Source organism: Cohnella sp. WQ 127256 (assembly GCF_024519285.1).
Taxonomy (GTDB): domain Bacteria; phylum Bacillota; class Bacilli; order Paenibacillales; family Paenibacillaceae; genus Cohnella.
Genome location: NZ_JAMZCY010000004.1, coordinates 188,809 through 210,824, shown reverse-complemented (window position 1 = coordinate 210,824; position 22,016 = coordinate 188,809). Strand labels below are relative to the sequence as shown.

Annotated in this window: 25 protein-coding genes and 1 riboswitch; of the genes, 23 read left to right on the top strand and 2 right to left on the bottom strand. The window is 47.0% G+C overall.

Annotation, left to right across the window (positions count from 1 at the left end; all coding sequences use genetic code 11):
• The first annotated feature begins 179 nt into the window (after positions 1 to 179).
• From M1K58_RS12600 to prmC, 3 genes are all read left to right on the top strand, one after another.
• Complete coding sequence (locus M1K58_RS12600; protein ID WP_256759208.1) at positions 180 to 1,298, top strand: stalk domain-containing protein; 1,119 nt, start codon at positions 180 to 182, stop codon at positions 1,296 to 1,298.
• 174 nt (positions 1,299 to 1,472) lie between these two features.
• The gene (gene prfA, locus M1K58_RS12595; RefSeq protein ID WP_256759207.1) at positions 1,473 to 2,546 is read left to right on the top strand and encodes a peptide chain release factor 1; all 1,074 of its coding nucleotides are present in this window, start codon (positions 1,473 to 1,475) and stop codon (positions 2,544 to 2,546) included.
• A gap of 17 nt (positions 2,547 to 2,563) precedes the next feature.
• Positions 2,564 to 3,463 carry a peptide chain release factor N(5)-glutamine methyltransferase gene (gene prmC / locus M1K58_RS12590; RefSeq protein ID WP_256759206.1) on the top strand — a complete coding sequence of 300 codons (900 nt, stop codon included), beginning with the start codon at positions 2,564 to 2,566 and terminating at the stop codon, positions 3,461 to 3,463.
• 66 nt (positions 3,464 to 3,529) lie between these two features.
• Here prmC and M1K58_RS12585 read toward each other — a convergent pair whose 3' ends face one another.
• Both M1K58_RS12585 and M1K58_RS12580 read right to left on the bottom strand, forming a co-directional pair.
• On the bottom strand, positions 3,530 to 4,009 hold the full coding sequence (locus tag M1K58_RS12585) for a hypothetical protein (protein ID WP_256759205.1): 480 nt from the start codon (positions 4,007 to 4,009) through the stop codon (positions 3,530 to 3,532).
• Positions 4,010 to 4,138: 129 nt separating this feature from the next.
• Positions 4,139 to 5,014, bottom strand: a complete 876-nt coding sequence (locus tag M1K58_RS12580; protein ID WP_256759204.1) for a LysR family transcriptional regulator — start codon at positions 5,012 to 5,014, stop codon at positions 4,139 to 4,141.
• Positions 5,015 to 5,175: 161 nt separating this feature from the next.
• On the opposite strand from M1K58_RS12580, the gene thrC reads away from it, so the two are divergent.
• The 20 genes from thrC (at position 5,176) to M1K58_RS12480 (ending at position 21,989) form a co-directional block, all read left to right on the top strand.
• Positions 5,176 to 6,438, top strand: coding sequence for a threonine synthase (gene thrC, locus M1K58_RS12575; protein ID WP_256759203.1), 1,263 nt, complete (start codon positions 5,176 to 5,178; stop codon positions 6,436 to 6,438).
• A gap of 129 nt (positions 6,439 to 6,567) precedes the next feature.
• Positions 6,568 to 7,266: a stage II sporulation protein R gene (locus M1K58_RS12570; RefSeq protein ID WP_256759202.1), complete on the top strand. Its 699-nt coding sequence runs from the start codon at positions 6,568 to 6,570 to the stop codon at positions 7,264 to 7,266.
• A gap of 70 nt (positions 7,267 to 7,336) precedes the next feature.
• Positions 7,337 to 8,416: an L-threonylcarbamoyladenylate synthase gene (locus tag M1K58_RS12565; protein ID WP_256759201.1), complete on the top strand. Its 1,080-nt coding sequence runs from the start codon at positions 7,337 to 7,339 to the stop codon at positions 8,414 to 8,416.
• Positions 8,417 to 8,507: 91 nt separating this feature from the next.
• Complete coding sequence (locus M1K58_RS12560) at positions 8,508 to 9,068, top strand: manganese efflux pump MntP (protein ID WP_256759200.1); 561 nt, start codon at positions 8,508 to 8,510, stop codon at positions 9,066 to 9,068.
• A gap of 33 nt (positions 9,069 to 9,101) precedes the next feature.
• A complete protein-coding gene (locus M1K58_RS12555) occupies positions 9,102 to 9,689 on the top strand; it encodes a low molecular weight protein arginine phosphatase (RefSeq protein ID WP_256759199.1) in 588 nt (195 codons plus the stop codon).
• A 48-nt stretch (positions 9,690 to 9,737) separates the two neighbouring features.
• Positions 9,738 to 9,820, top strand: a riboswitch (ZMP/ZTP riboswitch).
• 172 nt (positions 9,821 to 9,992) lie between these two features.
• Positions 9,993 to 10,601: a TIGR01440 family protein gene (locus M1K58_RS12550; RefSeq protein WP_256759198.1), complete on the top strand. Its 609-nt coding sequence runs from the start codon at positions 9,993 to 9,995 to the stop codon at positions 10,599 to 10,601.
• Positions 10,602 to 10,641: 40 nt separating this feature from the next.
• Complete coding sequence (locus M1K58_RS12545) at positions 10,642 to 11,889, top strand: serine hydroxymethyltransferase (RefSeq protein WP_306220424.1); 1,248 nt, start codon at positions 10,642 to 10,644, stop codon at positions 11,887 to 11,889.
• A gap of 231 nt (positions 11,890 to 12,120) precedes the next feature.
• Positions 12,121 to 12,750: a uracil phosphoribosyltransferase gene (upp, locus tag M1K58_RS12540; RefSeq protein ID WP_256759196.1), complete on the top strand. Its 630-nt coding sequence runs from the start codon at positions 12,121 to 12,123 to the stop codon at positions 12,748 to 12,750.
• A 35-nt stretch (positions 12,751 to 12,785) separates the two neighbouring features.
• On the top strand, positions 12,786 to 13,907 hold the full coding sequence (gene wecB / locus M1K58_RS12535) for a non-hydrolyzing UDP-N-acetylglucosamine 2-epimerase (protein ID WP_256759661.1): 1,122 nt from the start codon (positions 12,786 to 12,788) through the stop codon (positions 13,905 to 13,907).
• Between the two features lie 253 nt (positions 13,908 to 14,160).
• Positions 14,161 to 14,403: an AtpZ/AtpI family protein gene (locus M1K58_RS12530; RefSeq protein WP_256759195.1), complete on the top strand. Its 243-nt coding sequence runs from the start codon at positions 14,161 to 14,163 to the stop codon at positions 14,401 to 14,403.
• A complete protein-coding gene (locus tag M1K58_RS12525; RefSeq protein ID WP_256759194.1) occupies positions 14,400 to 14,813 on the top strand; it encodes an ATP synthase subunit I in 414 nt (137 codons plus the stop codon). The genes M1K58_RS12530 and M1K58_RS12525 overlap by 4 nt, the downstream gene beginning before the upstream one ends.
• A gap of 1 nt (position 14,814) precedes the next feature.
• The gene (gene atpB / locus M1K58_RS12520; RefSeq protein WP_256759193.1) at positions 14,815 to 15,582 is read left to right on the top strand and encodes a F0F1 ATP synthase subunit A; all 768 of its coding nucleotides are present in this window, start codon (positions 14,815 to 14,817) and stop codon (positions 15,580 to 15,582) included.
• 44 nt (positions 15,583 to 15,626) lie between these two features.
• Positions 15,627 to 15,851 (top strand): F0F1 ATP synthase subunit C, encoded by a 225-nt coding sequence (gene atpE / locus M1K58_RS12515; protein ID WP_094047624.1) that lies wholly within the window; start codon positions 15,627 to 15,629, stop codon positions 15,849 to 15,851.
• A gap of 96 nt (positions 15,852 to 15,947) precedes the next feature.
• Positions 15,948 to 16,439 carry a F0F1 ATP synthase subunit B gene (gene atpF, locus M1K58_RS12510; RefSeq protein ID WP_256759192.1) on the top strand — a complete coding sequence of 164 codons (492 nt, stop codon included), beginning with the start codon at positions 15,948 to 15,950 and terminating at the stop codon, positions 16,437 to 16,439.
• The gene (locus tag M1K58_RS12505; RefSeq protein ID WP_256759191.1) at positions 16,436 to 16,984 is read left to right on the top strand and encodes a F0F1 ATP synthase subunit delta; all 549 of its coding nucleotides are present in this window, start codon (positions 16,436 to 16,438) and stop codon (positions 16,982 to 16,984) included. The genes atpF and M1K58_RS12505 overlap by 4 nt, the downstream gene beginning before the upstream one ends.
• A gap of 45 nt (positions 16,985 to 17,029) precedes the next feature.
• A complete protein-coding gene (gene atpA, locus M1K58_RS12500; protein ID WP_256759190.1) occupies positions 17,030 to 18,544 on the top strand; it encodes a F0F1 ATP synthase subunit alpha in 1,515 nt (504 codons plus the stop codon).
• 88 nt (positions 18,545 to 18,632) lie between these two features.
• Positions 18,633 to 19,493 carry an ATP synthase F1 subunit gamma gene (gene atpG, locus M1K58_RS12495; RefSeq protein WP_306220380.1) on the top strand — a complete coding sequence of 287 codons (861 nt, stop codon included), beginning with the start codon at positions 18,633 to 18,635 and terminating at the stop codon, positions 19,491 to 19,493.
• A 66-nt stretch (positions 19,494 to 19,559) separates the two neighbouring features.
• Entirely contained in the window at positions 19,560 to 20,978 is a 1,419-nt protein-coding gene (gene atpD, locus M1K58_RS12490; RefSeq protein WP_256759189.1) for a F0F1 ATP synthase subunit beta, read from the top strand.
• Positions 20,979 to 21,005: 27 nt separating this feature from the next.
• Positions 21,006 to 21,407 (top strand): F0F1 ATP synthase subunit epsilon, encoded by a 402-nt coding sequence (locus M1K58_RS12485; RefSeq protein WP_256759188.1) that lies wholly within the window; start codon positions 21,006 to 21,008, stop codon positions 21,405 to 21,407.
• Positions 21,408 to 21,554: 147 nt separating this feature from the next.
• Entirely contained in the window at positions 21,555 to 21,989 is a 435-nt protein-coding gene (locus tag M1K58_RS12480) for a Dps family protein (RefSeq protein ID WP_256759187.1), read from the top strand.
• The last annotated feature ends 27 nt before the right edge of the window (positions 21,990 to 22,016 follow it).

Sequence of the window (22,016 nt, the reverse complement as noted above, 5' to 3'; positions counted from 1 at the left end):
GGTGGGAACGATTCCTACCGGGCTGTTTTTTTTGTCTTATAGGAAATGTTATTTGGTATGGAAACCAATCATTTTCTTGTGAAACCTTTCTGGGTTAAATCTCGTCTGAGAATCTGAAAGCACAAGAAGTAACATTTACCAACACGCTATATGAGCGCAAAATGGAAGGAGCAACACACATGAAAAGGAAAAAGTTATTGGTTCTAGTTACAGCCGTTGGGCTACTTGGAACGAGCGCAGCCGTCGGAGCGAGTGGCTTAGTAAGCAAAGTTACCGGGGTGTTGAATAAAGAAATTATTGTATCCGTTAATGGTGAAGATACTAGCTTGCATCCAGTTTACATCGACGGTAAGGCTTATTTGCCGGCACGAGATACAGCTGCAGCACTAGGCTTCAACTTGAATTGGAACTCGAAGGATAAAGAGATCAATATCAAGGCTAAGGAAGAGCAGGCGGTGGAATACATGAAAATGCTGGGCGTTGTTGTGGATGCAAGCTTGACCAAAGACGGTAGCTATCGGATTGAATTGCTGGGTAAGGGCAACGATAGATGGATGATTCTCTATGCAGACAAAGATACTTTGCTTACGGACGAGAGTGGTCAAGTGTTCCTTGCCAAAGATCTGAAGGCCGGCACTCGGATTACGGCTGAATTTGGTCCAATTGTAGCAATGAGTTATCCGGGGCAATCCCACGCTCACAAAATCGTGGTGGGCAGTGAGAGCCTTGTAAAGGAAGACGTCATTCAGGCGATTGAGAAAACAGATGACGGCTGGAAAGTGACATTCGGTGAGAAGAAAGACGGAGTGGCCGTTCCAACTCTTGTTGTTAATTCTGGTAAAGAAACAAGCGTGATGACTTTCCAGGGTGAGCCTGTGGAATGGTCCAGTCTGAAGGCTGGGGACAAGGTTCGTGCTTACTATGGTCCAATTACGACTAGAAGTATCCCGCCTCAAAGTCCGTTGCATTATCTCGTTGTCTTGCCGGATACGTATCTTGCACCAACAGAGCTTCAAGAATATCGCGAACTTGGCTGGAAGAACATTCCTGAAACCGAGAAGTCACATGTGACGACGAAAAAAGACGAGGCGATAGTAACGGTGATCGATTCTGAGAATGTCGGTACGCTAATGAACGCGGATGCTGCTCAGAAGAAGAAGCTTGAAGAGATCAAAGCCGTTAAAGGCAAGTTGATTGAGATTGTATACAATACGGATAGAGATGAGTTAATAGGACCGTTGACATTCGTATTCGATCCAGCAACGAAACAAATATTGGGTGTGTTCCCTAGAAGGTAAGCAAGGGGCAGAGGTGTTTGGCAAGGGGCGATTTCCGCGATTGTGGAAATCGTCCTTTTCCTGTTTCATCTCGTCCCGCACGAAAGGTTTGTTGTGTGGTATAATAATTCACAATATGTTTTTTTCTGCATAAAAACGGAACGAAAGCCTAAGGGCAACGGAGGATGAGGAATAGTGTTAGACCGTCTGCAAATCCTTGCGGATCGATACGAGAAGCTTAACGAATTGCTTAGCGATCCCGATGTAGTGAATGACTCGACGCGGTTACGGACTTATGCCAAGGAGCAATCCGGGCTTGAGGAAGCGTACGGCGCTTATGAAGAATACAAGCAAGTGCTTACTCAACTGCAGGATGCTAAAGTGATGCAGGAAGATAAATTGGACGATGAAATGCGTGAAATGGTGAAGTTGGAAATCGATGAGCTAGACGGCCGGCGTAGTGAACTTGAGGAGAGGGTTCGTTTCTTGCTCCTGCCGAAGGACCCGAACGATGGTAAGAACGTGGTCGTAGAAATTCGCGGCGCTGCCGGCGGAGAAGAAGCGAATTTATTCGCTGCTGAGCTGTACAGAATGTATGCTAAGTATGCAGATAGCCAAGGCTGGCGTACGGAAATGCTGGAATCCAGTGTGAGCGATCTCGGCGGATTTAAAGAGGTGATTTTTACAATCATCGGACAAGAAGCTTATCGTAAAATGAAATATGAAAGTGGCGCTCATCGTGTTCAACGGGTTCCGGAGACGGAGTCCGGCGGTCGAATTCATACGTCGACATCTACTGTCGTCGTCATGCCAGAAGCTGAAGAACTCGATATCGTCATCCATGACAAAGACATTCGCGTGGATACATTCTGTTCAAGTGGAGCGGGTGGTCAGTCCGTTAATACGACGAAGTCTGCGGTACGGGTTACTCATATGCCAACGGGAATCATAGCGACTTGTCAGGATGGCAAATCCCAGAATGACAATAAAGACAAAGCGCTTCAGGTTTTGCGAACGCGTATTATGGACATTAAACTTCGAGAAGAAGAAGAGAAGTACTCTGGTGAACGTCGTGAGAAGATCGGAACTGGAGATCGGAGCGAACGCATTCGGACGTATAACTTCCCGCAGAGTCGGGTAACGGATCACCGGATTGGGTTAACTCTTCATCGGCTTGAATATGTTTTGAACGGCGATATGGAAGAGATCGTTCAGGCATTGACACTTGCTGAACAAGCTGAAATTCTAGAGCGTGAGCAATTGAAATAAGCAAGGAGGCGCTTGGCGTGAACTTGGATAACAAGCAGGCGCCTTTGACGTTAAGTGAGACTTGGCGTCAGGGTGCGGAACAATTACGACAAGCCGGAGTTGAAGAAGCGGACGCGGATGCGGAGCTTCTTCTTCTTTATTTGCTCGGAATAAGCAAGACGGTGTTGTTGCGGGACTGGCGTGATCCATTTCCTGTAATGAGGGTTGAAGCTTGGAACGATTTATTGAGACGGAGATCAACTGGGGCTCCGGTGCAATACATCATAGGAGAGCAGTATTTCTACGGTAGGGCCTTTGAGGTTTCGGAGGCTGTGCTTATCCCGCGACCGGAGACGGAACTGCTGGCAGAGGCTGTTCTAGACGTTACAGAGCGCATATGGAAAGAGTGTTCGACGGTTCCTACCGTTCTGGACGTTGGAACTGGAAGTGGCATTCTTGCGATAACGTTGGCGGTAGAGCGTCCATTGTGGCGGGTGATCGCTTCGGACCTATCAGAGGATGCGCTAGTAATGGCGAAACGGAATGCAGGGAGGCACGATGTTGCCTCTCGGGTTGTCTTTGTTCAGGGTGACTTGTTATCCCCTTTCCTCGACGGCGCCGGATGTCCTGATATTGATGTGCTTGTATCCAATCCCCCATATATCCCGTCCTTGGATATACCAGATTTGCAGCGGGAGGTTCGTGAACATGAACCGAGGCTTGCGCTAGATGGCGGGGATGATGGCTTAAATCCTTATCGGATGATGGCTAGCCAGCTATCGCGATTGAAGAAGCTGCCACGGATTGTGGCTTGGGAAGTTGGGGCAGGGCAAGCTGAAGATGTGGCGGGATTTCTTCGTGAGGCGGCGGAGTGGGATGAGATTCGGTTCGTGAAAGACTACGCAGGTATTGAAAGGCATGTCATAGCGATAAAATAAAAGTAGACCGCGTTATCCAACTGTGGATTTCGCGGTCTTTATTTAGTATTAGTAAGGCTTATAGGATCATATCGGCTTCGGTAACCGATTCCTTGCTGTTTGTTCGAGCAGTGTAGTGGCGATTTCCCCTAACAGGAGCTCGTGTCTTTCGTGTCTGTAACTGGACTCAGTAACCTCTTCCTTGATTAGACCGACGGTGTCGAAGGTCATGTCCGTTCGTTGTTCCAAACGTTCGGTTCGTTCGTCAATTTTGGTCACTTTAACTTCCAAATTGTGCATGTCCACTTTCAGAACACGCACATCGTCCTTCAGAACCCCAACGTCGTCTTTCAGGACACGTACATCGTCCTTCAGGACCCCAACATCGTCTTTTAGAACACGTACATCGCCCTTTAGAACACGAATGTCCTGCTTCATTTCAGCCATGTCCACTTGTAACGTTGCTACACTACCTTGTAAATCTGTTACATTGACCTTCAATTCCATTACGCTGTCATGCAATAAATTCACAACACTCAGGATCTGTTGCTGGATTGGATCTTCCACGCTCTGGCCTCCTCGCCCGTGTCAATATTTAGAATTGACCGGTGCTTCCGGATCTTAAGATTATGGTAGCATAGGGCGGAATTGCACGTCCATGCCCATTTCCTTCAAATGTTATATTCATTCATCATGTTATGGCATTAATTCCAAGAACTGGAGAGCTTGAGTTTGTAACGGTTCTTTTCTATGGTACAAGCAGATGGGGTTAGTTAATTTAACGTCCTGCACATCAATTCTCCGAAGATTACCCTTCTCTACTTCATCGCGAGCCTCCAACGCAGATAGAAAGGCAATTCCATACCCTCCGGACACGACACGAATTAATTCACTAAAGCCGTTCATTTCTAAGCCAATCCTAGGCATCATTAATTGATGAATGGAGCAAAGGGAAAGTAATTGCTCCCTCGAATAACTGCTTTTCTCACGGAAAACAAAAGGCTCCTTTACAACTTCTGCTAGCGTTGTTCCTTGCGCTGCTAGTTTATGATCTTTATGAACAACAAACCACATCTCGTCAGTATGCAAAAGTGTTGTTTCGAGGAGTGGATGAGATTGCTGAGCTCCTCCAATAAAAGCCACATCAGCATCGTAATGAAGTAATAATTGTATCGCATTTATTGAACTAGCTGTGATGAATTGAACGTCAACGTTAGGGTATGTATGCTTGTAACTGGCGATCCAGCTTGGAAGTAAAAAGTTAGCAGGCAAATATGTCGCTACGATGTGCAATCTTCCCATTTTTCCTTGCTTATACTCCTCGATAGTATTCTCGATATTCCGCTCTAAGGCAAATAGTCTCCTCGTATCCTGTGCGAGTCTGATCCCGAATTCAGTTAGTAAAACTCCCCTGCCGTGGGGGGAGAATAGGGGTAATTCTAAGTCGCGTTCTAACCTCTTAATCTGAGAAGTGACGGCAGGCTGACTGATGTTTAATTGCTCAGCTGCTTTCGTTATACTTCCCTGCTCAGCGACATGATGGAATAGCCGTAAGGCGTGAAGGTTAAGCATCTTCTATTCAGGCTCCTCCTCAACTTATAACATTTAATTATGTAAATCTAATTATAATATATTATTTTTATTATTCATTCTCCCTTATTCTAATTCTATAGGGTTGGAGTTGGCAATTTAATTGTCAATCCACTTAACCTACAGAAGAGGCGGGGATAGCGATGAGAATCGTATGTTATGACTGTCATGAAGAGCAGTCCGAATTAGAATTTGGTTATCTGTGCTCATGTGGAGGCTTGCTAGAAGTCGTTCAGGATTTCTCGACACTTGACGCTGATAAGCTTAAGCGTACATTCCATCAAAGGCTTTCGGAGCGTATGACCCCTTATGCGAGCGGGGTGTGGCGTTACAAGGAATTGATCTATCCGGAGCTGCCTGAGAGCGATATTGTAACCAAGTATGAGGGGAATACGGGGCTGTATAGCTCAGAATCGATTAGACAATGGTTAGGCATTCGCAAGCTATGGCTTAAAGCACAAAGTGAAAATCCGAGTGGCTCGTTCAAGGACAACGGGATGACAGTCGCAGTCTCTCATGGACGGTCACTTGGCTACAGCAGATTTACATGTACTTCAACGGGGAATACCTCATCTTCCTTGGCGATGTATGCAGCTCTAGCAGGGTGTGAATCCATTGTGCTAGTTCCGAATGAACAGGTGTCGCTTAATAAAGTGCTACAAACGCTGGCTTACGGTGCGAAGGTAATCGAATTTGCGGGAACTTACGATGATGGAATACAGTTTTACGAGCGATATGGCAGGGAAATGGGCTTGTACATCTGCAATTCGATTAATCCTTATCGAATTGAAGGGCAGAAAAGCATTGTCTATGAAATTGCCCAGAGCTTGAATTGGGAAATGCCCGATTGGATCCTCATCCCGGGAGGAGCGCTTAGCAATATTACCGCGCTGGGGAAAGGTTTGAATGACCTTCTAGAACTGGGCTTGATTACGCGAATACCGAAAGTGGCTTTAATCCAAGCGGAGGGAGCGAATCCTTTTCACAAGATGATATCCCGTCAAGAGCAGCAACTTGTTCCGCTTAAGCACCCTTCGACCCTCGCATCGGCAATGAATATCGGCAACCCTCCAAGCTGGAAGAAAGCGCGTGATTTCCTACTCCACAATGAAGGGGTTACCTGCTCGGTCACTGACGAGGAGATCATGGAGGCGAAGGCTCTGATCGATAGGAGTGGGATCGGCTGTGAGCCTGCATCGGCTGCGACGATAGCGGGACTGCGGAAATTAATCGCGGAGAAAAAGGTGGGTAGGGAGGAGTCGGCGGTATGCATTCTCACGGGTAACCTGTTGAAGGATACAGATGTTTTGAGTAAATATCATTTAGGCGGACTCCGCAACGCGAAGAGTAGCAATCCCATCCTATCTGCTGAGCTTTCTTTAGAATCAATACAGGGATGCCTGTAGGCTATGAAATCTTAATTTTAATAAATTGCGATTGCTAGGTTTATAGAGTTCAAATCCGGACATAATGATGGCTAAGACGTTCCGGAACGCATAGCTTGCACCGACGGGTGCATCAAGGAGCGAAATCCTATGCGTATTAGCCATTATTCCTTTATATTTTCTTCCCTTACTCTAGCAGCAAGTAAAATGATTGTGATTGGTTTTGCACTAGTATTAAGCTTATCTGCATTAATCGGACAGTATGCTTCAGCGAGCTCTAGTAAGCTCATTCCTGATGATGCTATTCGAATTCGTATAATCGCTAATTCAGACATAGATGAGGATCAAACCCTTAAATATAACCTACGGGATGAAGTTGCAACTTATATTGAATCATGGGGCAGCATGCCTACGACTCATGACGAAGCACGTGAACAGATTAAGGCTCGGTTACCGCAAATTCAGCAGCTCGTGGATAGTAAGCTTAATGAATATGGAGCACCTTATGGGGGTGTTGTAGAGCTTGCGAAGGTTCCTTTTCCAGAAAAAATGTTCGATGGCTCCAATTATGCTGCTGGGGATTACGAAGCATTACGGATAACACTGGGACAAGGTAGTGGAGCAAATTGGTGGTGCGTGTTGTTTCCGCCCCTGTGCTTAACCGCTGCAACAGCACCGGACGACAAAGCGCCTGTAGCTGAAGTGACCAAGTTATCGTCAGATGGTTCAACTCTTTCTAAAAGCCAAGTGGACAAGGCTTCAGCTGAGACGGAGGAGCCGAAAGCGAAGTTTTTCCTCTGGGAGCTTATTCAGAAGCTGGTTGCTTTCATTAGCTCTTGGTTCTCTTAAGGGCTATGATATAATAACGAAAATGAGATAGAGTGGGTAACCCACGTACAATAGGGTGGCCAATATAAGGATGGAATACAACATGACAGGGACTACGAAGGTTTGGTCTGTAGAGCAGACGCAGACTGGTATTCAAGAAGCCGCCGCGGTACTCGCCGTAGGCGGCGTTATTGCATTCCCGACGGAGACCGTGTACGGACTTGGTGGGGATGCACGCAATACGGAGGCGGTCGAACGGATATTCGCGGCCAAAGGGCGGCCTTCGGACAATCCGCTGATCGTTCATCTAGCGGATCGTGAAGAGGTTTATGTGCTAGTAGAACAGGTGAACGAAGTGGAAGAGATGTTAATGGAGGCTTTCTGGCCAGGTCCTCTGACATTAGTACTTCCTGTACGAGCTGGAGCGGTATCAGAGCTTGTTACGGCAGGTTTGGATACAGTTGCGGTTAGAGTTCCAGCACATGAGATTGCTAGAGCGCTCATCCAGCAATCCGGCTGCCCGCTCGCAGCACCAAGCGCTAATCGCTCTGGTCGCCCGAGTCCGACGCAAGCAAAGCATGTCGTTGAGGATTTGGATGGACGAATTGATGGCATATTGGACGGTGGGGCGACCGGTGTCGGTTTAGAGTCTACTGTTGTTCGAGTGCTTGCGGGAGAGGTTCATATTCTTAGGCCTGGTGGCATCACGCGAGAACAATTACAGCAGGCGGTAGGATCATCTAGGGTAGCGCTCGTACGGACTCCGGAAAAAAAGGATAACAAGGAGCAGGTGCAAGTCCCTCGCTCTCCCGGCGTTAAGTATACGCATTATGCACCTAAAGGCGAAATGCTGCTCATAACAGGAAAACAAGAAAAACTTAAAGTCATTGTTCAAGAAAAGGCGGATGAAGCGAAGAAGAGAGGTTGCCGAGTTGCGATTCTTTCCTGTTCGGAGCATATCTCCTCCTACCAGGCGGATGAAGTGTTTGATTGTGGTCCCTACAATGTACCTCATCAAGCCGCGCATTCCCTGTACGCTCTATTGCGTGAATGCGATGAGCGAGGAGTGGAATTCATCGTGGCAGAAGGATATTCTGAAGATGGAATTGGTGCGGCTCTCATGAATCGTCTGCGTAAAGCAGCTGGAGGTCATGAAATAACGATCGAATAAGCAGGATCAACCTCATCCCCTTGCATGTTCACCTTCTTGTCCGCATATGTTGGAAGAGGAATGGGTGACAACTCGCAAGGGGGGACGAGCTATGTTCGATGCGTTCGCGGCAACCGGGCAAATGCTGACTATACTTATCATGGCGGTCGCATTAGGAATGGACGCTTTCTCACTAGGAATAGGGATCGGACTGAAAGGTATTCGGTTATATGATATCTTGAAGCTAAGTGTGATTATAGCTATATTCCATGTGCTGATGCCGCTCGGTGGAATGATTACAGGTCAATACGTGAGTGGATTACTTGGTGGAATTGCGACGTCGGCTGCGGGTGCATTGCTTCTGCTGCTTGGAGGGCATATGATTTATAGCTCACTCCGCGGTGAAGCTGTTGATTCGATCGATCATCGTACGGTGTGGGGAATGCTCGTATTTTCTTTTAGCGTAAGCATCGATTCATTCTCTGTTGGCATATCTATGGGGATGTTCTCAGCACATATCGTGCTCACTGTTCTTATGTTCGGATTTTTTGGTGGATTAATGAGTGTGCTTGGTTTAATGCTAGGAAGAAGGGTCAGTCGTTCCATGGGAGACTATGGAGAGGCATTAGGTGGTGTTATTTTATTTGGATTTGGTCTATTATTTTTAGTGTAAGCATGGAACGTCATCAGAGTGAGGGGGGAGAAAATGAACCGGGTTTTATTCGTGTGCACAGGGAATACTTGTCGAAGCCCAATGGCGGAAGTGATGCTTAAGGATTTGGCTGAGAGAAGTGGGAAGCCACTCGAAATCCGATCTGCGGGTGTTGCTACCGTTGGGGGATTACCGATTTCTCCTCATGCAGCCACTACGCTAAGAAAAAGAAATTTGACGCTCCCTGGATCTTCAACGGTGCTGTCTGCGGATGAAGTGCTTTGGGCAAATGTCATTCTGACAATGACTGCGGGACATAAGCGTGCGATTCTTGAACGTTTTCCTGAAGCGATGTCCAAAACCTTCACATTGAAAGAGTACGCTCTTCGCGGTGATCCAGTAATGGACGATGTGGCGGAGGCTGAGAGACTTTACTCGGAGTGGCAGGTCAGACAGGTGTTAGGTCAAAATCTGAGCTCAGAGGAACGGACGCGCTTATTCGAGCTCCAACGTAGCATCCCTGACTTCGATATTGCAGATCCCTATGGGGGGCCGTTATCACTATATGAGCAATGTGCGGATGAAATAGAAGATATTCTAATGACTTTGGTCGACAAATTGGGCACAGAAAATGAAATATGAATGATTGATTTTTTTGCGCTCGTTCGTTATGATTAAGCTATAACTTCAAGATTCCGATGTAACTGGCGACGACAAGTGGATTAAACCACGGTGGAGCATCGGAATGACGGCCGGTCGCCTGGGCAAAGAGCAACGTGCGTATGCACGTTTGCTCTTTTTTGTCTTTATTTGACGAAATGGGGGCGATAATTGGGCAACTACCGCATCTACGAGCAGGTCAAGCTGTTTGAGCCGCGTGCGAATTCAGGTATAATACCTTTATTGTGATCAGCGATACAACCGAGCTTGTAAGGAGGTATTGTCATGACCCAGGATTCTCAATCCATAGCAGATCAAGTGGAACACCTGCTAAATGAATTGATTCAGTCGGGTGGAATAAGACCGAGGCAAATTATCGTGTTTGGAGTCAGTACAAGCGAAGTGCAGGGGCATCGTATCGGTTCTTCGGGTGCAGAGACGGTTGCTGAGCAAATCTATGCTGGCGCCCTCAGAGCTCAGGAGCGAGGCGGGTTCCTTATCGTATGGCAATGCTGCGAGCATCTTAATCGTGCGCTCGTCACTGAGCGTCAGCTGGCAGAGACGCAAGGGTGGACCGAGGTATCCGCTGTTCCTATCCCGAAGGCGGGGGGATCAATGGCATCCTATGCGTACGGCCAAATGAATGAGCCTTGCCTTGTGGAATCCGTGCAGGTCCATGCCGGAATCGATATTGGTGAAACACTGATCGGGATGCATCTTCGTCCCGTAGCTGTTCCTTTAAGACCATCGATTCGGACGATTGGGCAAGCAAGAGTAAATATGGCAACGACTCGACCACGATTGATTGGCGGCGCTCGCGCCGTATACCCAGCGGTACGTGAAGATCAACCGACTGCCGGGGAGAAAGAAGCTTCACTTAAAACTTGTGATTAATAATAAACCATTATAAATTTTTAGGAGGACTATAACTATGTTGGAAAATCTACGCAAGCAAGATCCGGAAATTGTTAAAGCTCTTAATTTGGAATTGACACGTCAGCGCGACAACATTGAATTGATCGCTTCTGAAAATATTGTAAGTGAAGCTGTTCTGGAAACGATGGGTACAGTATTGACGAACAAATATGCAGAAGGATACCCAGGCAAACGCTACTATGGCGGCTGCGAGTATGTGGATATCCCTGAACAAATCGCCCGTGACCGTGCGAAGGAATTGTTCGGAGCTGAGCATGCTAACGTACAACCTCACTCCGGCGCTCAAGCTAACTTAGCTGTTTACTTGGCAGTTCTGAAGCCTGGTGATACTGTTCTTGGTATGAACCTTGCTCATGGCGGACATCTCACTCATGGTAACCCTGCCAATGCATCTGGCTTGCTGTACAATTTCGTTGCTTACGGTGTTGACGATCAAACGTTCACAATCGACTATGATGAAGTACGTAAAGCAGCGTTCAAACACCGTCCTCGTCTAATCGTAGCAGGTGCTTCGGCATACCCGCGTACAATTGATTTCGCTAAAATGGGCCAAATTGCTAACGATGTTGGCGCATTGTTCATGGTCGATATGGCGCATATCGCTGGTCTTGTGGCGGGTGGCGAGCATCCAAGCCCGGTACCTCATGCTCATTTCGTTACGACAACGACTCACAAAACGCTTCGTGGTCCTCGTGGAGGCATGATCCTGTGTCGTCAACCGTGGGCAGCAGCAATTGATAAAGCTGTTTTCCCAGGTACACAAGGTGGACCTCTGATGCACATTATCGCTGCTAAAGCAGTAGCGCTAGGCGAAGCTCTTGAGCCTTCTTTCAAAGAATATGCACGTAATGTCGTTGTTAACGCTAAAGCTCTAGCTGCAGCGCTTATCGAAGAAGGATTGAACCTGGTATCCGGCGGTACAGACAACCATCTGATGCTGATCGATACGCGTAGCCTGAACATTACAGGAAAAGTGGCAGAGCATGTATTGGATTCTGTTGCGATTACTGTGAATAAGAACGCGATTCCATTTGACCCAACTAGCCCGTTCGTAACAAGTGGTATCCGTATTGGTACACCTGCAATTACGACTCGTGGTATGGGGCCAGAGGATATGAAAACAATCGCTCATGTTATTGCTTTAACATTGAAAAACCCAGAAGATGCAGCAACGCTTGAGAAAGCGCGTGGAATTGTGGCTGAGCTTTCTGCAAGATACCCGCTATATCCGGACTTAGCTTATTAATCTTAAGCTAGGAATCTTATTGTAATTGAAAATAAAATGTCTCCTTGGAGTGGTCTCCTAGGAGACATTTTATTTGTGTGTAAACCCTTTCGACGAAATTCGGGCAAGTTCAAGGGATGTAATGCACCCATTCGGAGACAATGATATAATGTACGGGCACGATACATAGGAGAACGGCCGAAATTCGCGATTTAAGCGTTTTGTCGGTTCGTTGAAGAAAGGGACGAACATATGGGACGGCTCGTTATTTGCGATCATCCGTTGATCCAACACAAAGTCACCTTCATCCGTGACAAAATGACAAATACGAAGCAATTTCGCGAATTAGTCGACGAAGTAGCTATGCTAATGGCTTACGAAATAACGAGGGACGTACAGCTCTCTACGGTAAAAGTGGAGACGCCAGTCCAAGTTGCTGAGGGAAAAGTAATTGCAGGTAGAATGATGGGGCTCATCCCGATTTTGCGTGCGGGACTTGGTATGGTGGATGGAGTATTAAAGATCATCCCATCTGCTAAGGTTGGTCATATCGGACTCTACCGCGATCACGAGACGCTGCAACCCGTCGAATATTACTGCAGTTTACCGTCCGATGTTGCCGAGCGGGAATTGATCGTGATCGATCCGATGCTTGCAACGGGTGGCTCGGCGAATGCAGCACTAGATATGCTAAAGAAAAAAGGCTGTCGTCCAACGAAGCTGATGTGCTTGATTGCAGCTCCAGAAGGTGTTAAGGCTGTACAAGAGAGACACCCTGACATCGATATTTATTTAGCCGCATTAGATGAGAAATTAAATGAACAAGGTTATATTGTTCCTGGTCTCGGTGACGCTGGAGATCGTTTGTACGGAACGAAATAAGGAGAGAAACCGACGTGAGTAACAAAATAAAAGTCATGACGATATTCGGGGTACGGCCTGAAGCGATCAAGATGGCTCCGTTAATTCTTGAGCTACAGAAGTATCCGGATCAGATCGAGCCTATCGTTTGTGTAACCGCCCAGCATCGTCAGATGCTGGATCAGGTGCTTGAGGTATTCGACATCAAGCCAGATTACGATCTGGATGTGATGCAAGCTAGTCAAACGCTTAACGACATTTCCATTCGCGTCCTGCAAGGACTAGAACCGGTATTGAGAGAAGCTAAGCCTGATTTGGTGCTCGTGCACGGGGACACGTTAACGACGTTCCTTGCGAGCTATGCTTCCTTCATGCAGCAAATTAAAGTGGGGCACGTTGAAGCGGGATTACGTACTTGGAACAAGCTATCGCCTTATCCAGAAGAGATGAACCGTCAATTAACAGGGGTTCTGGCAGATTTACATTTCGCGCCAACGGAGTTGTCGGCGGGAAACCTGCATAAAGAAAACAAAAACGAGGATCATATTTACATTACAGGAAATACCGTAACGGATGTGTTTCAGTACACCGTAAAGAAAGACTTTACTCATCCTGTGCTAGATTGGGCTAAAGGAAAGCGACTCATTCTAATGACAGCGCACCGGAGAGAGGCTCAAGGCGAGCCGCATCGGCAAATTTTTCAAGCGGTGAAAAGAATTGCGGATGAATTCGAGGATATCGCGATTGTATATCCTGTTCACCCAAGCCCTGCAGTCAAAGAGCCTGCCCAAGCGATTCTTGGTGATCATCCGCGTATTAAGCTAATTGATCCGCTTGATGTGGTTGAGCTGCATAATTTCTATCCCCATACCCATCTTATCCTGACGGATTCCGGTGGGCTACAAGAGGAGGCGCCTTCATATGGGGTTCCTGTACTCGTGTTACGGAATACGACAGAGCGGCCGGAAGGCATCAACGCGGGAACGCTTGAGCTTGTTGGCACAGATGAGAACGATGTGTACAACCGTACGAAAGCATTGTTGACGGATGCCTCCCTATACGAGCGCATGAGTCAAGCGGCGAATCCGTACGGAGATGGACAAGCATCTAAGCGAATTGTTGCTGCTATTTTACACCATTTTAGAGGTTCGGAAAGACCTGAGTCGTTTAGTCTTTAGGTCTAACCTTTTATTTTGTAGATCAGATCGATAAAAATGTCATAAGAGATGTACAGTGTACAGTGCAACTGTATGGTTTAGAAACCCCGGAAGACTTGATGTTACGCGGTTTTCACATTTCGTGTTCACATAAAATTTGATTTTACGTTGATTGACAAACAGGTTCGGGCAAAGCTACAATAAAACGTGGAACATGGGAGGAAAGGGCTTACGAAAGCCTTTCTGACTTGAGGTAGCGAAGGAGCGACGAATCATGGTGGATTCACCGCAACGGACCCCACAAGACGATAATCCTTGGCGGGCAGCTGGTCTAGTGACGGCCATCGGAGCAGAATTGGCCATATTAGTTGGTCTCGGCTGGTGGTTAGGTACCTCATTCGATGATCAGAACGGTACGAGTTACGGATCTGTGACTGGTCTTATCGTTGGGTTAATCGCCGGAATCGGTTCCGCCGTTGGGCTTATCCGCAAATATGCGGGAGGCAAGCGGACATGAAGGATGATTTGCCAGTTTTAATGCGCAAAATCAGTCGAATTACTTTCTTTTTTTTGTTCTTAGGGTGCTTAGGATGGGCCATCTATCCAGAGTGGAAAGAGGTTTTCGGCGGTTATTTGATTGGAGCGCTTGGTAGTTTATTGTTGACCTGGCAGCTTGCCTGGAAAACAGTGCGCGTTGCAGATATGGCAGCTGGAGGTCGTCGAAGTCGTGGTGGATTCGGGTTTATGTCCCGAGCAGCCATTGGATTGCTAGCAGCGGTTATATCGGTAAGAACGTTGGGTTACGATCCAGCGGCAACGGTTGCGGGAATAATTACCGCTCCGATGGCAACACTCGTATTGGGTTTATCGTCCATTCGCCGCAAACGCGGTGGACATCCCTCTGATGAAAGGGGTGAAAAGCAATAGTATGGATCATTTAGCTCCCATTATTAAGATTTTTGGCATCGAATTCGATCTTTCAGCCATTATTATGGTTGTAATCACAAGTGTGGTCGTCTTCATTCTTGCCAGACTCGCAGTTCGCAACCTATCGGTTGAAAATCCGGGTAAGCTGCAAAATTTCATGGAGTGGGTCGTCGAGTTCGTGTCGAGCATAATAGGCATGGCTACCGACTATAAGAGGGGTCGTATATATCTCGGCCTTGGCTTAGCGCTCATCATGTACATTTTCGTCAGCAACATGTTGGGACTCCCGTTCTCAATCGTTACCGAACAGCATGGTGATGCACTTCCTACCGTTTTCGGACAGGAGCTCATTATCAAGGGCGTACCTCCTGAGCATCTCGCTTGGGCGTGGTGGAAATCACCAACAGCTGATATGGCTATGTCGATGGCGTTGGCATTGACTGTAATTGGTCTTTCGCACATTCAGGGATTACGTCACAATCGCAAGCATTACCTGAAGCACTATTTCCAACCGTGGGCTTTCTTCTTCCCAATCAATTTGATTGAGACGATAGCGAAACCACTTACGCTTGGTCTTCGGCTTTACGGTAACATTTACGCGGGCGAAGTTATGATCGGTATTATCCTGGGTATGGGCTGGATCGGATTACCGGCACTGCTTGTGTGGCAGGGCTTTAGTATTTTCGTTGGCGCAATTCAGGCATTCGTATTCACGATGCTCACAATGGTGTACATCGGTCAGGCAAGTATTCACGAAGAAGGACATTAATTACCCCAAAAAAACAAACTTAAATTTTCGAGGAGGATTTACAAATGGTATACGGTCTTTTAGCAGCTGCAATTGTATTTGGTCTTGGTGCGTTTGGTGCAAGTATTGGTAACGGTATGATCTTCAGCAAAACAATCGAAGGTATTTCCCGCCAGCCTGAGCTTCGTGGTTCCCTTCAAACAACAGCTTTCATCGGTGTAGGTCTTGTTGAAGCATTGCCGATCATCTCTCTCGTTCTTGCATTTATCTTGATGGGTCAAGCTGAGTAGGCAATATTGGAACTGGGCGCGGAGTGCCTAATGCCTCCACGCCTTCGTTTTGCAAAGCATGAACTGAGAACAGCTGTGTGAAAGGAGTGAAGATCCGTGATAGAAAAGATTGTGTGGAGTAACTTTTTTGTGCAATTGGTTGCTTTCCTAATATTGTTCTTGCTGTTGCAACGCTATGCGTTCAAACCGTTGTTCGGCATTATGGAAAAAAGACGTCAGATGGTTCAAGAGCAAATGGAAGGCGCTCAGAAAAACCGTACTGAAGCGGATCAATATATCGAAGAACAGAAGCAAGCGCTTCAGCAAGCCCGTAAGGATGCTTTCGAAATCGTTGAACAAGCTAAGACGATGGGTTCAAGACAAGCAGATGAGATCGTTAAAGCTGCTCAAAGCGAGTCTACTCGTTTGAAAGAGACAGCAATTCGTGATATCGAAGCTGAGAAGAACAAAGCGATTGCTGAATTGAAAGCACAGGTTAGCGGATTGTCCGTCCTGATCGCTTCCAAAATCATCGAGAAACAAGTTGATGAGCAATCTCAGAAGCAACTCGTTGATCAGTATTTGTCAAAAGTAGGGAATAAATCATGAGCCGCGGTACGGTAGTTGCTAAACGTTACGCGAAGGCGTTGTTCCAATTGGCGCAGCAAAAAGGGCTCGTAGCAGAAACAGAAGATCAACTTAGACTAATCGCTAATGTCGTAGAGAGTAATGCCGAAGTTCGCGCGTTCCTCACGGCACCTAACATTACTCTTGAAATTAAAAAAAGAGTCTTGAACCAAGCTTTTGGAGCACAAGCTTCCCCAATCGTCCTTAACTCGGTCAGCTTGCTGGTTGAACGGGGTCGTGAAGGTGAAATAGGTGCTGTATTGGCCGCTTATCTGCAAGTTGCAGGTGATGTTCTAGGTCGTTCGGATGCGAATGTCATTTCTCCTAAGCCACTTAGTGAAGAAGAGAAAACTAAGCTATCTGAGAAGTTTGGTGCATTACTTGGTAAGAAGATACGGGTAACGAATACAGTTGACCCGGAATTATTAGGAGGCCTTACCGTTCGTATTGGCGATACGCTGTATGATGGAAGCCTCAAAGGCAAGTTGGAACGTTTGGATAAAGCACTGCAAGCGGCAGTGAATTAATTTTAACAATACCATTTGTAAGCAATGGAGACAGGGGTGAACGAATTGAGTATTAGGCCCGAAGAAATTAGCACTCTGATTAAACAACAGATCGAGCAATATCAATCCGATATTCAAGTCGTTGACGTAGGCACCGTCATCCAGGTCGGAGATGGAATTGCTCTCGTACATGGCCTGGAGAAATGTATGGCGGGAGAATTGCTTGAGTTTTCCAATGGAGTTGTGGGCATGGCCCTCAACCTAGCAGAAGACAATGTTGGTGTCGTCATCATGGGACCTTTCACAGGTATCCGTGAAGGAGACCAAGTAAAAAGAACTGGTCGCATCATGGAAGTTCCAGTTGGCGAAGAACTGCTCGGACGCGTAGTAAACGCTCTCGGACAACCCGTCGATGGAAACGGACCGATCAACACGACGCAAACACGTCCTGTAGAATCCCCGGCTCCAGGTGTTATGGACCGTAAATCAGTTCATGAACCGATGCAAACCGGTATTAAAGCAATCGATGCTATGATTCCAGTTGGTCGTGGCCAACGGGAACTGATCATCGGTGACCGTCAAACAGGTAAAACAACGATTGCTATCGATACGATCGTTAACCAAAAGGGTAACGGCGTTATTTGTATCTACGTTGCGATTGGACAAAAACAATCTACTGTTCGTGGTGTTGTTGAAACACTTCGTAAGCACGGCGCTCTTGAGTATACGATCGTTGTTTCCGCTAGTGCATCTGAACCTGCTCCACTCTTGTATCTTGCGCCTTATACAGGTTGCTCGATGGGTGAGTACTTCATGTACAAAGGCAAGCACGTTCTAATCATCTATGATGATTTGACTAAACAAGCTGCTGCATATCGTGAGCTTTCCTTGTTGCTCCGTCGTCCTCCGGGTCGCGAAGCTTATCCAGGGGATGTATTCTATCTCCATTCCCGTCTATTAGAGCGTTCTGCTAAGCTGAGTGATGAATTGGGTGGCGGTTCTATGACTGCATTGCCGTTTATCGAGACTCAAGCAGGTGACGTCTCTGCTTATATTCCGACTAACGTAATCTCGATTACGGATGGTCAAATCTTCCTGGAATCAGATTTATTCTACTCCGGTCAACGTCCAGCAGTTAACGTTGGTATTTCCGTATCTCGGGTAGGTAGCTCTGCACAGATCAAAGCGATGAAGAAGGTCGCGGGTACTCTTAAGATGGACCTTGCTCAATATCGTGAGCTAGCTGCGTTCGCGCAATTCGGCTCGGATCTTGATAAAGTAACGAAATCGCGTCTGGATCGCGGTATCCGTACGCTTGAAATTCTTAAACAAGGCGTTAATCAGCCGCTATCGGTTGAGCGTCAAGTTGTTTCCTTGTACATTGTGACTAAAGGTCATGTTGATACGATTCCTGTACAGGACGTTCGTCGTTTTGAAGGGGAATTCTTGGCATATGTAGATGCGAAACATCCGGAAATCTATAGCTCGATCCGCGATACAAAAGACTTAACTCCGGAAACGGATAAGGCTTTGGTAGAAGCAATCGCAGCGTTCAAGAATGGCTTTGCAGTATCGGAGTAAGCCGTTTATGTTTACTTGGTTCGGAATGTAACATTAAGCTTGAGCCAGGTTTGCCGGAGGTAGGCCTGGCAATAAGGTGGTGACACGATTGGCTAAAGGTATGCGCGAAATTAAGCGCTCGATTAAGAGTAAGCAGAATACGAAGCAAATTACTAAAGCGATGGAAATGGTTGCAGCCGCTAAGCTTAGAAAAGCTCAGGAAGCTGCGCTCGCATCTCGCCCTTATGCGGACAAGATGAAGGAAGTCATATCCAGTATTGCCTCTGGTGCCGGTGGCAGCAAGCATCCTATGCTGCAAACCCGACCAATTAAGAGGACGGCTTACCTGGTCATTACTTCAGACCGTGGTCTGGCTGGTGGATACAACGCCAACATCCTACGTAAGGTCTTGCTTACGATTAAAGAAAACCACCGTTCTCCGGAGGAGTATGCCGTATTCGTTATTGGCCGGAAAGGTCGGGACTTCTTCGCTCGCCGGAATATTACGCTAGTGGATGAAATCACTGGTCTATCCGATACGCCGAAATTCTCGGACATTAAAGAGATAGCTGCTAGAGCAGTTAAAGGGTACGAAGATGGAACTTTCGATGAGCTTCATCTTGCGTACAACAAATTTTATAATGCACTTACCCAAGTTCCAACGCTTAAGCAACTGCTTCCTCTAGGTCAGATTGAAGCTGGCACAGATAAGCCGGATTACGAGTACGAGCCATCTTCGGAAGAGGTACTTAACGTTCTTCTACCGAAATATGCGGAAACACTCGTATTCAGCGCATTGCTCGAAGGTAAAGCAAGCGAGTTCGGAGCGAGAATGACAGCAATGGGCAACGCAACGAAAAATGCGACGAAAATGATTTCGGATCTGACGCTCACTTACAACCGTGCGCGGCAAGCCGCAATTACTCAAGAAATCGCAGAAATCGTCAGCGGAGCGAATGCACAGCAATAAATTTTGTGACGGTTGATCTCAAGCCCTTCGGGGAGAGAGTTTAATTGCACTTCAGGAGGTAAAACCATGAGCAAAGGGCGCGTTGTACAGGTATTGGGACCGGTTGTCGATATCGAATTCGACCACGGACATCTGCCTGACATACTCAATGCGATCAAAATTGAAGCAAAAGCGGAAACCGCTGGCGCTCGCGATGTTAGTCTTACGGTTGAAGTCGCACAGCATCTAGGCGATAACCTAGTACGCGCAGTAGCGATGTCCACGACTGATGGTCTTGTCAGAGGAACGGAAGCGATTGATCTGGGTATTCCGATCACGATTCCTGTTGGACCCGCTACATTAGGTCGCGTATTTAACGTATTGGGAGATCCGATTGACGGCAAAGGTGTAGTTGATCGTGCGCATGTAAACCCGATTCACCGTGCAGCTCCGACATTTGAAGAACTGACAACCCAGACAGAAATGCTGGAAACAGGGATCAAAGTTGTCGATCTACTCGCGCCTTATACAAAAGGTGGTAAAATCGGCTTGTTCGGTGGTGCTGGAGTAGGTAAAACTGTTCTTATGCAAGAGCTCATTCACAATATTGCTTCCAATCATGGCGGTATTTCTGTATTTGCCGGTGTTGGTGAGCGCACTCGTGAAGGAAATGACTTGTATCATGAGATGACAGAATCTGGAGTAATCAAGAAGCTGGCCATGGTATTCGGTCAAATGAATGAGCCTCCAGGCGCGCGTATGCGTGTTGCGTTAACAGGCTTGACGATGGCGGAATATTTCCGTGATCAAGAAGGCCTTGACGTACTTCTGTTCGTCGATAATATTTTCCGCTTCACACAAGCGGGATCTGAGGTTTCCGCATTGCTCGGACGTATGCCATCTGCGGTAGGTTACCAGCCTACGCTGGCTACTGAGATGGGTCAGCTTCAAGAGCGTATCACTTCTACTAAGAAGGGTTCTGTTACGTCGATTCAAGCGATCTATGTTCCTGCGGATGACTATACGGATCCAGCTCCTGCTACAGCGTTCGCGCATCTTGATGCGACTACGAACTTGGATCGGAATATTGCGGCAATGGGGATTTTCCCTGCGGTTGATCCGTTGGCATCCTCGTCCCGGATTCTGGCTCCAGAAGTTGTCGGCGATGAGCATTATGCCGTGGCACAAGGTGTGAAAAAGATTCTCCAGAAATACAAAGAGCTTCAAGACATTATCGCGATTCTCGGTATGGATGAGTTGTCCGAAGAAGACAAACAAATCGTTCACCGTGCACGTCGTTTACAATTGTTCTTGTCTCAGCCACTTCACGTTGCTGAAGCCTTTAACGGTATTCCTGGCGTTTATGCTCCAATTAAAGAAACAATTCGTAGCTTCAAAGAGATTCTCGAAGGGAAGCATGACGATCTTCCAGAACCGGCATTCCATAATGTCGGCATCATTGAAGAAGCCATCGAGAAAGCGAAGAAACTCGCTGCTTCGGTTTAATCAAGCGGCCGGTTTGGAGGGAACGATATGAGTACCTTGCGGTTAGAGATCGTAACTCCGGAGCGCAAAGTTTACGAGAAAGACGTGAACATGGTTGTTGTTAAAGGGATTGCTGGTGAACTAGGTATATTACCTAACCACATTCCTTTGGTAACACCCTTAAAGGTTGCTCCGGTTAAAGCTAAGATCGGCAATACGAATGAATTTATTGCCGTTCACGGTGGCTTCATGGAAGTGCGTAAAGACAAAGTGGTTATCCTTGCGGAAGCTGCTGAGCTGGGAGCGGACATCGATGTGTCCCGTGCTCGTTTGGCGAAGGAACGTGCGGAACGCCGTCTGGCGCAGAAGCAATCGGATATTAATGCTCAACGTGCAGAGATGGCGCTACTACGTGCAATCAGCCGTTTGGAGTCTGTCATCGATCAATAAATAATTGGTTGTCACGATCGCCCTTTTCTAGATCTAAGGATCTGGAGGAGGGCGATTTTTTATGCAATTCAATGCATTTTTGATTCATTTTAGGGTCAGAAGGGTAAGTTAAAGGAGATGAGACTGAACAAAGCTGGAGGGATTCATATGAGTAAACTGAATGATTCACTTAATGTCCAACTATCTAACTGGTCTGTTTTGTATTTTAAGCTTCACCATTTTCATTGGTATGTAAAAGGGCCCCACTTCCCGGTGTTGCATGCTAAGTTTGAGGAATTGTACGATCTTGCTGCGTTAAAATTAGACGAGTTAGCAGAAAGAATTCTTGCGATAGAAGGTAAGCCGGTATCGACAATGAAGGAATTCCTAGCTCTTTCCACGATTAAGGAAGTAGATAAGGCGAAGTCGGAGAATGACATGCTAGCTGCCGCAATTGCGGACTTACAGGAGCTTATACAGGGGCTCATGGCAGCAGCAGAGGAAGCTGAGGCAACGAAAGACACGGCAACCTCAGATGTACTGACTGGTCAGGTTGAGGAGCTGCAGAAGCAAGTGTGGATGCTCAAGTCTACTTTAGCATAATTGAGGTTTTCGACTATGAAGTCGGAC